Source organism: Pseudomonas sp. IT-P2, assembly GCF_949767575.1.
In the GTDB taxonomy this organism is placed as follows: domain Bacteria; phylum Pseudomonadota; class Gammaproteobacteria; order Pseudomonadales; family Pseudomonadaceae; genus Aquipseudomonas; species Aquipseudomonas pharyngis.
Map to the genome: position 1 here is coordinate 385860 of NZ_CATKQA010000011.1, position 14289 is coordinate 400148.

Annotated in this window: 13 protein-coding genes; 3 read left to right on the forward strand and 10 right to left on the reverse strand. The window is 60.6% G+C overall.

Features of this window, described 5'->3' with window-relative positions; all coding sequences use genetic code 11:
• Positions 1-434 precede the first annotated feature (434 nt).
• The 5 genes from ACM6JM_RS08555 to ACM6JM_RS08575 all read right to left on the reverse strand — a co-directional run bounded on the left by ACM6JM_RS08555 (position 435) and on the right by ACM6JM_RS08575 (position 5549).
• Positions 435-1388, reverse strand: a complete 954-nt coding sequence (locus ACM6JM_RS08555) for a D-2-hydroxyacid dehydrogenase family protein (RefSeq protein WP_414881672.1) — start codon at positions 1386-1388, stop codon at positions 435-437.
• Positions 1389-1401: 13 nt separating this feature from the next.
• Entirely contained in the window at positions 1402-2427 is a 1026-nt protein-coding gene (locus ACM6JM_RS08560) for an alpha/beta fold hydrolase (RefSeq protein WP_414881673.1), read from the reverse strand.
• Positions 2428-2512: 85 nt separating this feature from the next.
• Entirely contained in the window at positions 2513-2947 is a 435-nt protein-coding gene (locus ACM6JM_RS08565) for a YqaA family protein (RefSeq protein ID WP_414881674.1), read from the reverse strand.
• The gene (locus ACM6JM_RS08570; RefSeq protein ID WP_221535777.1) at positions 2947-3393 is read right to left on the reverse strand and encodes a DUF411 domain-containing protein; all 447 of its coding nucleotides are present in this window, start codon (positions 3391-3393) and stop codon (positions 2947-2949) included. Before ACM6JM_RS08570 ends, ACM6JM_RS08565 begins: the two co-directional genes overlap by 1 nt.
• A gap of 164 nt (positions 3394-3557) precedes the next feature.
• Positions 3558-5549: a methyl-accepting chemotaxis protein gene (locus tag ACM6JM_RS08575; RefSeq protein WP_085667104.1), complete on the reverse strand. Its 1992-nt coding sequence runs from the start codon at positions 5547-5549 to the stop codon at positions 3558-3560.
• Positions 5550-5931: 382 nt separating this feature from the next.
• On the opposite strand from ACM6JM_RS08575, the gene ACM6JM_RS08580 reads away from it, so the two are divergent.
• Complete coding sequence (locus ACM6JM_RS08580; RefSeq protein ID WP_039768142.1) at positions 5932-6465, forward strand: hypothetical protein; 534 nt, start codon at positions 5932-5934, stop codon at positions 6463-6465.
• A 40-nt stretch (positions 6466-6505) separates the two neighbouring features.
• Here ACM6JM_RS08580 and ACM6JM_RS08585 read toward each other — a convergent pair whose 3' ends face one another.
• From ACM6JM_RS08585 to ACM6JM_RS08605, 5 genes are read right to left on the reverse strand one after another with little or no spacing between them, the layout of a single operon-like run.
• On the reverse strand, positions 6506-7423 hold the full coding sequence (locus tag ACM6JM_RS08585) for a GNAT family N-acetyltransferase (protein ID WP_074690929.1): 918 nt from the start codon (positions 7421-7423) through the stop codon (positions 6506-6508).
• Positions 7423-8712, reverse strand: a complete 1290-nt coding sequence (locus ACM6JM_RS08590) for a phenylacetate--CoA ligase family protein (RefSeq protein ID WP_414881675.1) — start codon at positions 8710-8712, stop codon at positions 7423-7425. The genes ACM6JM_RS08585 and ACM6JM_RS08590 overlap by 1 nt, the downstream gene beginning before the upstream one ends.
• Positions 8696-11146, reverse strand: coding sequence for an aldehyde dehydrogenase family protein (locus tag ACM6JM_RS08595; protein WP_414881676.1), 2451 nt, complete (start codon positions 11144-11146; stop codon positions 8696-8698). The genes ACM6JM_RS08590 and ACM6JM_RS08595 overlap by 17 nt, the downstream gene beginning before the upstream one ends.
• Before the next feature lies 1 nt (position 11147).
• Positions 11148-12278 (reverse strand): acyl-protein synthase, encoded by a 1131-nt coding sequence (locus ACM6JM_RS08600; RefSeq protein WP_103386146.1) that lies wholly within the window; start codon positions 12276-12278, stop codon positions 11148-11150.
• Entirely contained in the window at positions 12278-13537 is a 1260-nt protein-coding gene (locus ACM6JM_RS08605; RefSeq protein ID WP_074690932.1) for an MFS transporter, read from the reverse strand. The genes ACM6JM_RS08600 and ACM6JM_RS08605 overlap by 1 nt, the downstream gene beginning before the upstream one ends.
• Positions 13538-13598: 61 nt before the next feature.
• Here ACM6JM_RS08605 and ACM6JM_RS08610 point away from each other — a divergent pair, with 61 nt between their 5' ends.
• Together ACM6JM_RS08610 and ACM6JM_RS08615 are read left to right on the forward strand one after the other, a co-directional pair.
• Positions 13599-13961 (forward strand): hypothetical protein, encoded by a 363-nt coding sequence (locus ACM6JM_RS08610; protein WP_170928272.1) that lies wholly within the window; start codon positions 13599-13601, stop codon positions 13959-13961.
• 136 nt (positions 13962-14097) lie between these two features.
• Positions 14098-14286 carry a hypothetical protein gene (locus ACM6JM_RS08615; protein ID WP_039768149.1) on the forward strand — a complete coding sequence of 63 codons (189 nt, stop codon included), beginning with the start codon at positions 14098-14100 and terminating at the stop codon, positions 14284-14286.
• Positions 14287-14289 lie beyond the last annotated feature (3 nt).

The following is a 14289-nucleotide window of genomic DNA, read 5'->3' on the forward strand; positions in this document are numbered from 1 at the left end:
GAGCAAATCGCTACCCAACACGTGCAAGCAGAATGGGTGAGGGGGCCATTGCAAGACTTGAACCAGTCGCTTTGGCCCTGCCTATCAGATGACCCGCCGCGATCTGCAAAAGTTTCGACGAATTTTTGACTTTGTGACTGGCCGGTTTTACCCCGCGAAAACCAGTCTAGGCCAGATCCTAGAGCGGGCCAGGGCTAGCGGATGAATTGTTCGACAATCTGTTGCAGGCTCACGAAATCCGTGGCTTCGGGAAGGGAGGCGCCCCGACGAAGTGCATGTCTGGTGGGGTCGATGGTGCAAATTGGTGACCGGCCGGTCACGATTTCGGGCGCCGGGAAAGTGCGGGCGCACTGTTGCGGTGCGGACAGTTGTGTTGGCGGGCAGACAGTGGGTGCTGCTTCGCGGGCAGGGATTGCCCGCGAAGACGAGATGACTCAGTTGAGCAGGCGGATAGGTTCCCCGGCTGACCACCCTTGAATGTCTTCGATCATCTGCGAAAAGAACAACTCATAGTTCTGGCGGCTGACGTAGCCGACATGAGGCGTGGCCAGCACATTGTCGAGGGTGCGAAACGGGTGCAGTGCCGGCAGCGGTTCCTGATCGAACACGTCAAGGGCCGCACCGCCGATACGCTGTTTCTGCAAGGCCTTGATCAGCGCCGCTTCGTCGACAATCGGCCCGCGCGCCGTGTTGACCAGCAGGGCGGTCGGCTTCATCCAGTCCAGCGCCTGGGCATCGACCAGGCCCCGGCTGCGATCGCTGAGCACCAGGTGCACCGACAGCACGTCAGCCTGTTCGAACAATTGCTGCTTGCTGACATAGGTGACGCCAGCCTGTTCGGCGCGTTCGGCGGTGAGGTTTTCGCTCCAGGCGATGACGCGCATGCCGAACGCCTGACCGAACTGCGCCACCCGCTGGCCGATGCTGCCGAGCCCGAGGATGCCCAGGGTCTTGCCGTGCAGGTCGCCGCCCAGACCTTGCTGCCACTGGCCGGCGCGCAGGGCGTTGGCCTCGTTCAGCAGATTGCGGCTGGCGGCCATGATCAGCGCCCAGGTCAGTTCCGGCGCTGCGTGTTTGTAGCTGTCGGTGCCGCAGACCTTGATCCCGAGGAGGGCCGCGGCCGGCATATCCAGCGCCGCGTTACGCATGCCGCCGGTGACCAGCAGCTTCAGGTTCGGCAAGCGTTTGAGCAGGTCTTCGTCGAAGCGTGTGCGTTCGCGCATCACGCAGATCACTTCGAACCGGCCCAGACGTTCGGCCAGCGTGGCGTTGTCCGCCGGGTACTCATGGACGAAGGTGACTTCGCCGAGACTGTCGAGCACCGACCAGTCGACTACGCCCCGCGCGACGTCCTGCCAGTCATCGATCACCGCAATCTGCACCGCCATCAGCGTTACCTCTTCAACGAACGGGATTGGTTTTGTCCAGCCAGCCCAGCAGTGCCTCATGGAACTTCGCCGGCTCTTCCATCTGCGGGGCGTGGCCCATGCCGGGGAATTCCACCAGCGTGGACTGAGGAATCAGTTTCGCCACCTGCTTGCCCAGCACCTCGTAGTGACCGATTTTCGCCTTCACTTCGGGTGGCGCGATGTCCTTGCCGATGGCGGTGGTGTCGGAGGTGCCGATCAGCAGCAGGGTCGGTATCTTCAGGTCCTTGAACTCGTAGTACACCGGCTGGGTGAAGATCATGTCGTAGATCAGCGCCGAGTTCCATGCGACCTGAGTCTTGCCCGGACCGTTGCTCAGGCCGGCGAGCATGTCCACCCAGCGGTCGAATTCGGGTTTCCAGCGGCCGTCGTAATAGGTCGTGCGTTCATAGTCGCGAATGCCCTGGGCGGTGACTTTCAGTTCGCGCTGATACCACTGATCGACGCTGCGGTAAGGCACGCCAAGGGCTTTCCAGTCTTCCAGGCCGATCGGATTGACCAGCGCCAGTTGCTCGACCTGATCCGGGTATTGCAGCGCGTAACGGGTGGCGAGCATGCCGCCGGTGGAGTGGCCGAGCAGGGTGGCCTTCTGGATGCCCAGCGCCTTGAGCAATTGCTGGGTGTTGGCCGCCAGTTGCTGGAAGGTGTACTGATAATGATCGGGTTTGCTGGAGGTGCAGAAACCGATCTGATCCGGGGCAACCACCCGGTAGCCGGCTTCGCTCAGGGCCTTGATCGAACTGTCCCAGGTCGCGCCGCAGAAATTCTTGCCGTGCATCAGCACCACGGTGCGCCCGTTGGCCTTGCCGTGGGCGGCGACGTCCATGTAACCCATCTGCAGCGACTTGCCCTGAGACTGAAAGGCAAAGTGCTTGAGGGTGTAGGGATACTCGAAACCCTGCAATTGCGGGCCGTATTGCGGGCCTTCGGCGTGTGCGAGCAGGGGCAGGGCGGCGGTCAGCAGCAGGCCGGGCAGCCAGCGGGTCAGCGATACGGACATAGGACAACTCCACAAGAAATCGGCCGATGCTGGAACGGCCGGATTAGGGCGACGTTAAACACAGGCAATCCCCGGGCCCGATCGTTCAACCGAGCCAGCCGAGGGTGAGCATCGCCAGCACCCCGTAGCGGGCGCCTTTGGCGAGGGTGACGATCAACAGAAATCGCCCGAGGGGTTCGCGCATGACGCCGGCGATCAGCGTCAGCGGATCGCCGATGACCGGCAACCAGCTGAGCAGCAACGACCAGTGACCGTAACGCTGATAGTGAACGCGGGCTCGCTCCATATGCCTGGGGCTGACCGGAAACCAGCGCCGGTCCTGAAACCGTTCCAGCCCGCGCCCCAGCCACCAGTTCACCAGTGAACCGAGAACATTGCCCAGCGTCGCCACGGCCAACAGCCCCCAAAGCCAATAGCGCTCGCTGACCAGCAACCCTACCAGCACGGCTTCCGATTGCAGCGGCAACAGCGTCGCCGCGCCGAACGCCGCCAGGAACAGCCCGACATAACCCGCCGTCATCAATGGGCCGGGTAATCCGCCACCACCACATCGGCGCCGTCTTTCTTCAGGCCGATCACTTGATACGCATCACTCATGCCGTCCATTTCCATGCCCGGCGAGCCCATCGGCATGCCCGGTGCGGCAACGCCCAGCAGGTCGTCACGCTTGCTCAGGGCCAGCACTTGTTCCGCCGGGACATGGCCTTCGACGAATTTGCCGTTGATGATTGCGGTGTGGCAGGACGCCAGACGCGGCGGTACACCGTGCTTTTGCTTGAAGCTGCTCATGTCGCTTTCGACGTGGTCTTCGACCTTGAAGCCATTGGCTTCCAGATGGCTGATCCACTTTTTGCAGCAGCCACAGTTGGCGTCGCGGTGGACTTCGATCGGGATAAGGTCGGCGGCTTGCGCCAGGGACGAGATGAACAGGGCGCTCAGGGCGGCCAGACGCAGATGGTTTCGCATGGAGGGCTCTCGGCTCAGAGGAGGAACGGTCAAAAAAGGAAGGCATTTTGACCGGTTTTTCCTGCCGGGCATCAACGGAGTGTTTCCAAGTGATACAAGGCAGGCCTGCCAATATGATCGTAGATCAAAGCTGACAGGCCACTGAGCGCAAGATGACAAAACGGTCAGCGAACCTTGAAGCGCCCCATGATCGCACTGACCCGGCTGTTGGCTTCCAGCAACTGGCGGGTGTTGAGTTCGCTGGCCTGACCGCTTTCCACCAGCTCATCAACCATGTGGCGGATCTGCACCATGCTGCGGTTGATCTCTTCGGTGACCGCGCTTTGCTGTTCGGCGGCGGTGGCGATCTGGGTGCTGAGGCTGTTGATGTGGCTGACGGAGCCGGCCATCTCGTCGAGGCCACTGTTGACTCGCGCCGTGGCATCGGCGGCCGACTGGCAGCTGGCCTGGGTGTTTTCCATGGCGCTGACCGACGAGCTCACGCCCTGGGTCAGACGGGTCAACATTTCGTTGATTTCGGAGGTGCTGGCCTGGGTGCGGGCGGCGAGGGCTCGTACTTCGTCCGCTACCACGGCAAAACCGCGACCCTGTTCACCGGCGCGGGCCGCTTCGATGGCCGCGTTGAGCGCCAGCAGGTTGGTCTGGCCGGCAATGGCGCCGATCACGCCGAGGATTTCGGTGATGCGCTGGGCGTCCTGCTGCATGCTTTCGACCTTGTGGGTGGCGCTGGCCACTTCGTCGATCAACGCCACCACGCTGCTTGACGCTTCGCCAACCACCACGCGCGAGCGGTCGGCGTTTTCATTGGCGCGCTGGGTGAAGGCGGCGGTTTCGGCGGCGTTTTGCGCGACGCTTTCGGCGGTCGAACTCATTTCGTTGATCGCGGTAACGGTCTGATCGGTTTCCGAAGCGTGGCGCAGCAGAATCTGGCTGGTGTGCGCCGAGGTGCGTTGCAGGTTGTCGAGGCTCGAAGCCATGGCTCCGGTGGCCTGGGTCACTTCGCCGATCATGTTCTGCAGGTAGGCGATGAAGGTGTTGACCGAGTGCCCGATGGCACCGAGTTCATCTTCAGCGCGAATGGTGATGCGCCGGGTCAGGTCGGCATCGCCGCTGGACAGCGAATCGATGTTGGCTTTCAGCGCTTTCATGCGTGAGACCAGTTGGCGGATCGCGTAGACCTGCAACAGCACCAGCAGGATCACCAGCGGAATCTGCAACAGGCTCAGGCTGCTGAGCACGTCGTCACGCTGGGCGGTGAGCATTTTGGTCGGCAGCGCGGTGGCGAGGAACCATGGGGTGCCTTCGATCGGACGCATGAAGAACGTGCTGGCTTCACCGTTGTTGTCGAATTCGACGCGCTGCGCTTGCTCGCGGTTTTGCAGCCCGGCCTTGACCTGGCTGGCGAAGGTCGAGCCACCGGCCAGTTCGCTGATGTTCTTCAGCACGATCGGGCCACTGATGCGCGAGCTGTTGCTGATGATCTTGCCGTCGGCCTCGACGATCAGCATTTCGGCGTTGAGGTCTTTTTCCTTGCGCGCCACCAGATCGTTGAAGAAGCCCAATGTCACGTCGATGGTCGAGACGCCCCAGGCGCTGCCGTTTTTCTGGATGGCCATGGCGCAGTTGGTGCGCGGTTCGGCGCTGGCGTCATCTTTATAGGCAGCGGCCCACGCGCATTGGCCGCGCGGGGTCTGCATGCCGCCCTTGTACCAGCTCTGGTCGTAATAGTTGGGCGCCGCGTCGCTGTTCCAGAAGGTGTTTACCGCCAGTTTGCCGGAGGCATCACGGTGCCAGAACGTACTGAACTTGTTGCGTCCGGCCTCACGCTGGCCGGGCAACGGCCAGATGCCGCCGCCGAATACTTTGAGCTCGCCGTATTGATCCACCAGCCCCGGCAACACGGTGTCGATGGCTGCGCTGTCGAGCAGCGGGATGGTCTGGGTGATGCTGCGCTGTTGCGCCTGGACCTTGTTCAGTTCGCCCTGGATCTGCTCGGCCACTTCAGCAATGCGATTGAGCACCACCTGTTCTTCGGTATGGCGCAGCTTGGGCGCGACCAACTGGCTGATGCCAACCACGGTCAGCACCGACAACAACAGAATGAATAGAACCAGAAACAGCGTGTAGCGAGCCTGAATGGTGCGGAATGCGGGCATGGAAACCGGTCCTTGAGCAGGGATTCTTATTGTGGGGAGGGGAAAAACAGCGCGGGTTTCCTAACGTATCGTCGCGACGTCGGGAAGCTTTAGGTACTTGCGTCCTAAAAGATGCAATCCCGACCGATGGAACGTATCCGGCCTGATACACGAGAACTAACTGTCCCGAACATTAGAGCGATAAACCCACTTTCATCACATTGTCATGAACGCTCTGGTCCCGTATTTCCGGGGCTGTTGTCGGTTTGTATCGTGAATGTACGAAAATTGTAAAAAAGTGCAGAAAGGAGTTGGTGCCATTAGTTTGCCGGCCGATACTCCGGGCAACTCAAAAGTCGTCCAACAAGGAATTTTTCATGTTTTCCTCGCAAGGAGCCTGCTCATGACTATCGGCTATACCGGTGCCTGGCAACCCAAGGCGGGTTTGCTGGTTCGAGACACAGGAAGCTCGAGCAAACCGGTTTCCCAAAGCGTGAAGGTCAAGCAGATGCTGGCTATGGTCGGCAACGATCCCAACGCAATCAGCATCGCCGAGATGGACAAGCAGGGGCTGCACAAGAACATCAAGGGTTTCGATCCCACCAATGTTTCGGCCAAACAATTGGGCAGCCTCAGTGCAATGCTGCGCAGCCGTGGCCTGATTTCCGAAGTCACGTCCATTACTCTGCTCAACGCCGGCGACAAGTTTGATCGCTTCGGCATTCAGAAGGATCCGGACGCCAAGTTCAATGCGCTGGAGTACTTCGCAACGCAACTGGATACCATCCAGAACAACAATCTCAAGGGCAACAAGTACGCCAATACGTTGATCCCCGAGTACAAGAAAGCCATTTATGTGCTGCAGAACCTGCAGACTTATGGTCAGGGTGGGGAGCGCAAGCCTCCTACCGACAAGGGTGTCAGCGCCAAGGCGTGATCACGCAGGCCCGCCCGGTTAACGGAGCGGGCCTCGTCGTTCATGGCACATTGAGTTCCCGACGCCGCATGTCTGCCTGCAGACGTTGCATCCGCGGACAGTGCAAGGTCAGCGTTCCTGGCTGGAACCCGCGATGAAACAGCGCCAGCCATCCCGAGCCTTTTTCATCGGGCGCCAGCCCGGTGAAGGTGAAGTCCATGGTCGACAACTGGCGCCAGGCACTGTCGAAACCCTGCGCGAGTCTGAGCCTGATCGAAATCAGCCAATGGTCCGGCAACTGCTGCAGTTGCTTGAGCAATCCGTCGTCAAGCGATTCCAATAAGCCGTCATAGCGCCCCCAGCGCTGATCCAGTTGTATGGGGTCGCCGACCCAGGGTGATGGGTTGTCCCGTGTCCCGAACTTGTCGACCATCTGCTGCATGAACTCGCGACAGCCATCCGGCCATGCGAGGCTTGGCAACGGTCGCTGGTATCCGTCGATCTGGAGATAGCCGAGCACCAACGACTCCGGCACCGGTTCGCCAAAGGGCGAAGGGGCATGATCGGGTAGCAGCCCGGTGTTGTGAAACCCCAGACGGGCGGCCATCCGTTGCGTGTAGGGATGATGGGTCATCTGCTTGATCGTCACGCCGTGGCATCCGAGCGCCTGGGCATGAATCAGCAATTGCCGGCTCAGTCGGGTGGCAACTTTCTGGCCACGACTCTGTGGATCCACCACGCTCAATGCGAGTTCGGCGATGCGCGACTCCTTGTCGCGAATCAATGCCGCGTGCCCCAGAATTTTCCCCTCCGACACCGCAACCAATGAATGCCAGCGACCGCCGACATGGTTCTGCGTGATCATGCGCGGCAGGTAAACATGGGGCTGAGCGTATTGGTTGGCGTAGACCTTTCTGAAAAGTTGGCTGACGGCACGGGCGTCGCTGTTACGGTAACTGCGCAGGATCAGGGTTTCCATCAACGGTCCTCCCGGTGCAGATTGTCGTATACCCGCAGATCGACTACACGCTGCTGTTTACCTGACCGTGGATGGCGTGACAGTGACTGAATCGTGCAGCGCCGGATCTGCAATTCGAGCAAATGCCCGGTGCTCAATTCTTCGATCAATGGATAGGCTTCGATCAACGCACGGTGCAGTAACCGGTCTGCCTGCTCACCCGTCGCAGACAGGGCATCCGGTACCCAGCTCAGGCGCAGAATATCCCTTGTGCCTTCCTGTTCGATCACCAGTTGCCAGTCTTCACTGCCGGTAATCCGCTGTACGGTTTGGCCGATGGCCTGAGGCAGGAGGGTCAGTACGCCGACACGAACCCGCTGACTGTCGGCACAGCGTCCCATCAACGCGAATTTGCGCCGGGGAACATTACCGGGCTCTCGCCAACAGGCACGATCGCCGACCGGATATCGAATCAAGGGCATCAAGCGACGGGTCAAGTTGGTCACCACCAGTCGTCCCACCCGGTTGCACCCGTCAATCACCTCTCCGGTTTCTTCGTCGAGAATCTCCAGCACGCTATGGTTGTCAGCCGCATGATGTTCGCCCAACGCGCAGTCACGTTGACTGGCGCCGATGAAACCGGCGTCGACACTGGCATAGCCCAGAGACGCAATGCGCGCACCGGGAAAGACACGGCCCAATCGTCGCAGCTGTGCCGGGAACAGGCTTTCCCCGGCGTAGAGCAGGGTGGTCACGCCCTCGAGTACGCGCCCGTGCTGCTCAAGCCAGGCCGCAAAGGTCAGCAAATGGGCGGGCAGTCCGGCCAGCACATTGATTCGGTGCCGAACGACGGCATCGGCGAGGATGGCCGAGTCGACATGACCGGTGAACGGAAATTCGACGATATCCGTTTCCACATGCGCCAGCGCATCGTGGGTGAAGATGAAACTGGCGTAGAGGTCGCCAGCGAAAAACAGGTTGGCGATGCGGTCGCCCGCGTTCAACTGGCCGCTGAGACTGCGACCGAAATCCGTCACCAGTGTTTGCCATTCCTGGCGCCGGAAAATCGAGAATTTGCCGGCGCTGGTGGTTCCCCCCGTCTTGAATACCAGGGCGTTTTCCAGAGAACCGGTCAGTGCAGGCCAGTGGTCGAGATCCTCGCTGCCCTCCCAGTAGGCAGCGGGATCGATCACCGGCAATTCAGCCAGCGAAGTGACGTGCTCGGGCACATCAGCGAAGTGGCCTGCGTAAAAGCTTGAATGGCGACGGGCAAACGCCACGAGCTCGTTCAACTCAATCCTTGTGTTCATGTTGCATTCCTTGCAAGTCAGTGGGCGGGACCACGCTGCGGTTGTCGATCACCTGCGGCGTCTTTCCGCTGTGTTTGTTTCGGGCGAACTGATCGATCGCACAGCGTTCTGCGTCCACCGTCAGCAGTCCCGTGCGGATGAGGGTCGCCAGCGTCGGGTAATCCAGCAGGCGGTCATGAACTTCGCGGGCGGGCAGCGAACTGCGAAACCGCATCCGCTCCAGCCCGTCGGGTGCGTGCTCCAGGACCAGCTGGAACTCGACCTGCAGATGCCGAGCCAGTGTTTCCAGACAGATGAAGTCCGTGCCGATGCGCAGCAGCCGGCCGTGACGTTGCAGCAGCTCGAAGCGTGGAGCCGGCAGCCCGCATGGACACCGGCCGGGTATCCAGCGGCCGCTGTCGCCAAGGTCGTATCGCTGAACGTCCTGGCCTTGTCGTTCTATCGAGGTGAACACCAGACGGCCGATTTCATCGCCATTCACCGGCTGATCGGCTTCAAACGCGACGATTTCCAGGTGTTGAATATCGCTCATCAGATGGAATACGCCATCAGACGTTGCCGGGCAGGCATGGCCGAGCGGCCCGGCGTCGACGCTGCCGTAAATGGCCGAACGGATAAGCCTGACACCGCAGCTGTGCATTAATGCACGGCTCTGTTCACCGGGATGTTCACCGCCGAGAAAGACCTTTTCGATGCCGCCGTAGGCACGCAATCGGGCTTGTTCGTTGATAAACAGACGGTGGAGGGTGCTAGGCATGCCGACCAGCGTGGTGACACGTTGATCGATGATCATCCGGGCGATTTCGCGGTAATCATCATCGGCGGGCGCGCCCATCGGCAGATGAGTGACACCCAGTAGCTCCAGCACTTTGGAAAAGCTGAAGAAGCCGCCATACAGCCCGCCACTGAAGAACAGGTTCATCACGCGGTCGTGGGCCGGGTCGAGGCCTGCGGCAAACAGCCCGTCGGCGGCGGCACGCATTTGCCGATCAAAATCGCGGTAACTGAAACCCGACAACACCGGAACGCCGCTGCTGCCCCCGGAGCGGAAGTACAGGCGGGCCGCCGGATTGATCGGGCGGGTGACAAACGTTTCCTTGTTCATGATCGGGCGACCTGCGATGCACGGCGGTGCCGGTAGCGGATCAAGCGTGGCACAGGTAGACAGCGTCGCAACCGGCAGGCTGACCGACACCCGTCGACTCAGGCGCTGCAAGGCATAGACGCCGTCGTGGGGTTCGCCTTCGTAACCTTCGTGAATCGATACCGCGGGGGCGATTCGCGTGACGCCCGCCGAGATCAACGTTTGCGTCAATTCTGCCGTCTCGTGTTCGGTGCAGATCAGGGCGCAGCTTTGCAGCGCGTTTCGCCAGGGCAACAGCGTACGGGTGATTTGCGCGCGGGGCAGCGGTTTGAGCAGCACAGTGCGAAACAGCGGCGAGGGACCGAGTTGGCGGTCATGCGTCCAGATCACCCGCCAGCCTGGTGCCTCCCAGACGTGACCGGTGGTGCCGACAAAGCTGTGAGCCAGTTGCGCCATCGCCTTCACTGTGGTGATTTGCGAAGCCTCCTGAATTGAAGGCGTCAGGGTCGGCCATTGGTGTGCCCGACGGTCGAACGCCTCTGCCAGAGCATCGCCGATACTGCGCAGATCAGCCTCGTCATCGCTGTCCACCAGCAGCCATTGCGGGCTGGAGCAGGCCTGTTGATCGAGACGACAGACTTCGTCTGCCAGCGCATCCAGCGCCTCTGGCGACGCGCTCTGAGGCGTCAGGTAAACAAAGCTGATCCGATGACCCCAGTCGATCCAGCGGCATCCTGCCGGGAGTTGTTGACGGATGGCTTGCAGGGCCGCTTCCCCGCCCCAGGCGGAGACGCCGTTGGCCCATTGGCACAGTTGGCCGATTTGCGCAGTCGTTGCCGGGATGACCGCGACGTGGCCGGCTATTTGACCGGTAGCGTCGCACTGCGCCAATGCATGCAGCAATCGGGCTGTCAGTCCTTCGTCACTGCTGCTGGGACGTAGCCAATTGACGTTGCCGGCCAGCAGGCTTTCGATCACGGCGCAGAACGCCAGCAGGGGCGCATTACCTGGCGTGATGTGAACCACCAGGCCCAGCGGGCTCCAGCGTTCGAAGCGTGATTGGCGGTAGTCGATGCGGCGCAAGGTATCCGGTTGCTCACCCAGCTCGCGTGTCAGCTTGCGGTTCAACGCCTCAGGCTGGCAGAACTGGATCAGGGACTGCCGGTGGTCGGGATCGAGGTGCCGATTGAAATCCGGATCTTGCAGTCGTGTGGCGAAAGCGGCCACCGCATCGATGACTGTCGCACGCCGGAGTGCCGTACCCAGGCGCTGTGGCAGGTCCAGGTTCAGTTGATCCAGTGCATCGGCGAGCCGGCAGTCGGCATGCAGCTGTCCGTTGATCAGGTACATGTCAGTGCCTCCCCAGCAATTCGGAAGCGGCCATGGCGCAGCTTCTGCCGGCCGTGGTCGCGGCGCGGCCGTGCAATTCGAACCAGTCTGCAGACAGACCACAGCCACAATTGGCGCCCGGATGCAGGGTGGCGAGATCGCTCATGACTACCGCATGGGCCGGACTCGATGAAATGTAAGGCGAAACGAAACTCAGCAAGCCCTGACGGCCATACGGCAGAACCGTGAAATCGGATGGATTGCGCACGAAGACCTTCGAATAGACGGGAACATGGAAATGATGATGAGCACATTCAAGGTAAGGCACCGGATGCTCGACCGCGCCGTAACCGTCGCGGCAGCGGGTGACTTGGAGCCCCAGTTGTCGGTGCATGCGCTCGTACAGTTGTTGACGGGGAATTTCCTGCGCGGCATGGGTTTTCCAGCCACCCCCGAAGAGCGCCAACGAGTCCGGTGCCAGTTGCAGTTCGCGAACGCCGGTGGCTCGCATGCGTTCAAGGGTCTGCCAGAGAAAGGCGGGAAAGCCGAGAATCCGCACCGGCAGTCCTTCTTCGGCGAATGATTGCAGCGCTGCAATAACGCCGAAACTGTCGAACTCATGGCCGCTGCCGGTATGGCGCAGGGCGTAGGTCACCCGGTTGACGGGCGCGAACCGGCACAGGAACTGGTCGGTAAAGGAGGTTCCCAGGCTGATCGTGCCCTCGGGCTCGTAGCTCAAGAGCAAGTAGTTGCACGGGGTTTGCGGGTTGTTCCAGCCATAATGGTGAAAGATGCGTTCGACCATGTACTGGGCGGCGCTCAGGCTGCGTTCGTCGTAACGCATGCGGCTTTTCTGCCCGCTGGTGCCTGAGGAGGTCAGCTCCAGCGCGTGGGTACCGGTGGGGCTGAGCAATGGGTGCTGCTTGAAAAAGCTGGCGAAAATCGGCGGTAGATGCGACCAGTCGTCGAGTCTGTCCAGATCGTCCACGGTCAGCCCGTTGGCTTTCAGCCAGTGCTCGTAGCCCGGGGTGTGCTGGCTGTGGAAACGGCTGATCTCGGTCATGGCCTGGTCGAACAGCCCGTCTGGCACGGAATCCGGGCAATAGGGTTGCGTCAACGCGCAGAGCGCGTCGCTGTTGGGGAAATGGAACATCAGACGTCCTTATCGTTATGTTGAACGGTCGGCCTTGGCGCAGCAGGCAGAAACCGATTGAGCAAGGGCAGGGACAGCAGGCCGCCGAGTGCGGCCCACAGCGCGAAGAATTCGAGGCGATGGCCGCCGCCGACAGCGGCAATCAACGATCCACCGGCACCCATCACGGCAATCGAAATCATGCCGATCGCGGCCGAAACCAGACCTTTGCTGTCATCGCTGCAAAACAGCGCCAACCGATACAGAGCCGCGTTGCTCATGCCCAGGCCTACGGCGTACAGCGCGAGGCCGGCAATCAGCGCGATCAGAGGGAGGCTGGTCATGGCGACTGCCACCAGGGTCAGCAGCCCCAGGCAGTACGGCCACAGTGCCAGGCGAATCAATTGCGGCAATTCACGTGTGGGCAGCAACCGGTCGAGAATCAGATTGCCGAGAATGACGGCTGAAAAGACCGGTATCTGCCACAGGGCATATTCCCGCGTTGTCAGCCCCAGTGACTGGATCAGCAACAGCGGTGCAAGACCGATCCAGGCGATCAGCGGCAGGCTCATCAGGCCAAGTGCAACGCAGGTCCCGAGAAAGTTTTTGTTGCGCGACAACGCAAGGTATCGAGCACCGATCTGACCAAGAGAAAAGGCTACAGGCGCTTGCTGAGTACCATCACGACGGACCACGCCGATGGTTTCGGGCATGCAGACGTACAGTCCGGTCCATGCAAGTACCGCAACCGTGGCCAGGCCGATAAACAGTTCGCGCCAGCTGAGCCATTCCAGCAACAGGCTGCCCAGCAGGGGACCGATCAGCGGCGAAAGCAGCGCCACATTGCCGAGCAGCGCCATCAGGCGTACGGCATCAGCTTCGCAGAATACTTCTGAAAGCGCGGGATAGCTGACAGCCACCACAAAGCCCAGTCCCATGCCTTGCAGCAGCCGTAACGCGTTGAACGTTTCAATGCCGGGCGCGAGCACTGTCGCTGCGCACATTGCGCTGAACAGTGCGCAACCTGCCAGCAACAACCGGCGTCGACCGAACCGGTCGGACAGAGGCCCGATCAGCCACTGCAGGCATGCACCGCCGATCAGGTAAAGATTGAACGCGTTGGGGATATGACGGGCATCGGCTTCAAGATCCCGAGTGACGGTCAGCATCGCCGGCATGACCATGTCGCTGGCCATGTAGGTCAGCCATTCGAACAGCATGATGGCGAGGCAGAACCCGAGCGCTTGCCGGGGCGAGAGATTGATGAGAGTCCTTTGCATACGCTTCCACGAGATTCGAGAGAGAGCGCAAAGGGTAGAGGCGGGGTCAGACTGTTCCTACATGAATGCTGTGACGCTCTATGACGGGGGGTTGCGTGATGTTGCACAAGTCGGGATGCCTACTCGCAAGGGCGAATTGCCTGACAAGATAATGAATAGAGTCTTAAGAAAAATGCCCACATTCCTGTGGGCATTTCGGCTGACATTAAATCAGTTGTTGCATTTGAGTGAAGGGACGCTGGCATCCTTCCCGCGAATTGAATCAACGATGGTAATAGTAGCCCGGACCTTGCGGCGCATAGTGGCGATGATCGCCATGCCAGCCGCCGTGGGGAAAGATGATGCAGCCGCTCAGGGTAAGCAGTGCAAGGACAGGAATCAGCCAGGTGATTCGACGCAGCATTTCAAGGATCCTCATGGTTAATGCCGTTTGAAGCCAAAGCTCTTCATCGGCTGTAACATGAGACCCCGTTTACAGCGGCGCATCCCCGTCAAACGGTATGCGCATGGCATCAACCCCGATACAAACCCGATACATTCCAACGGTTCAGGAACCTGTAATGACCCAGAAGCAACGCTTGAAATATTCGATTCTGATCGCCCTCGCCGTACTGCTGATCATGCTCGGCCTGTCCTGGCTGCAAAACGCCGGCAAGCTCAGCGAGCAAACATTTCAGTACATCGCCATCGGTGTGGCGGTGGTGGTTGTGGTAATCAACGGCGTGATGCGCCGCAAGGTCAAGCCCTGACAG

Coding starts and splice junctions, on each gene's coding strand:
- ACM6JM_RS08555 (WP_414881672.1), bottom strand. CDS start 1,388: ATGGCGGTGCAGATTGCGGTGATCGATGACTGGCAGGACGTCGCGCGG.
- ACM6JM_RS08560 (WP_414881673.1), bottom strand. CDS start 2,427: ATGTCCGTATCGCTGACCCGCTGGCTGCCCGGCCTGCTGCTGACCGCC.
- ACM6JM_RS08565 (WP_414881674.1), bottom strand. CDS start 2,947: ATGACGGCGGGTTATGTCGGGCTGTTCCTGGCGGCGTTCGGCGCGGCG.
- ACM6JM_RS08570 (WP_221535777.1), bottom strand. CDS start 3,393: ATGCGAAACCATCTGCGTCTGGCCGCCCTGAGCGCCCTGTTCATCTCG.
- ACM6JM_RS08575 (WP_085667104.1), bottom strand. CDS start 5,549: ATGCCCGCATTCCGCACCATTCAGGCTCGCTACACGCTGTTTCTGGTT.
- ACM6JM_RS08580 (WP_039768142.1), top strand. CDS start 5,932: ATGACTATCGGCTATACCGGTGCCTGGCAACCCAAGGCGGGTTTGCTG.
- ACM6JM_RS08585 (WP_074690929.1), bottom strand. CDS start 7,423: ATGGAAACCCTGATCCTGCGCAGTTACCGTAACAGCGACGCCCGTGCC.
- ACM6JM_RS08590 (WP_414881675.1), bottom strand. CDS start 8,712: ATGAACACAAGGATTGAGTTGAACGAGCTCGTGGCGTTTGCCCGTCGC.
- ACM6JM_RS08595 (WP_414881676.1), bottom strand. CDS start 11,146: ATGTACCTGATCAACGGACAGCTGCATGCCGACTGCCGGCTCGCCGAT.
- ACM6JM_RS08600 (WP_103386146.1), bottom strand. CDS start 12,278: ATGTTCCATTTCCCCAACAGCGACGCGCTCTGCGCGTTGACGCAACCC.
- ACM6JM_RS08605 (WP_074690932.1), bottom strand. CDS start 13,537: ATGCAAAGGACTCTCATCAATCTCTCGCCCCGGCAAGCGCTCGGGTTC.
- ACM6JM_RS08610 (WP_170928272.1), top strand. CDS start 13,599: ATGAATGCTGTGACGCTCTATGACGGGGGGTTGCGTGATGTTGCACAA.
- ACM6JM_RS08615 (WP_039768149.1), top strand. CDS start 14,098: ATGACCCAGAAGCAACGCTTGAAATATTCGATTCTGATCGCCCTCGCC.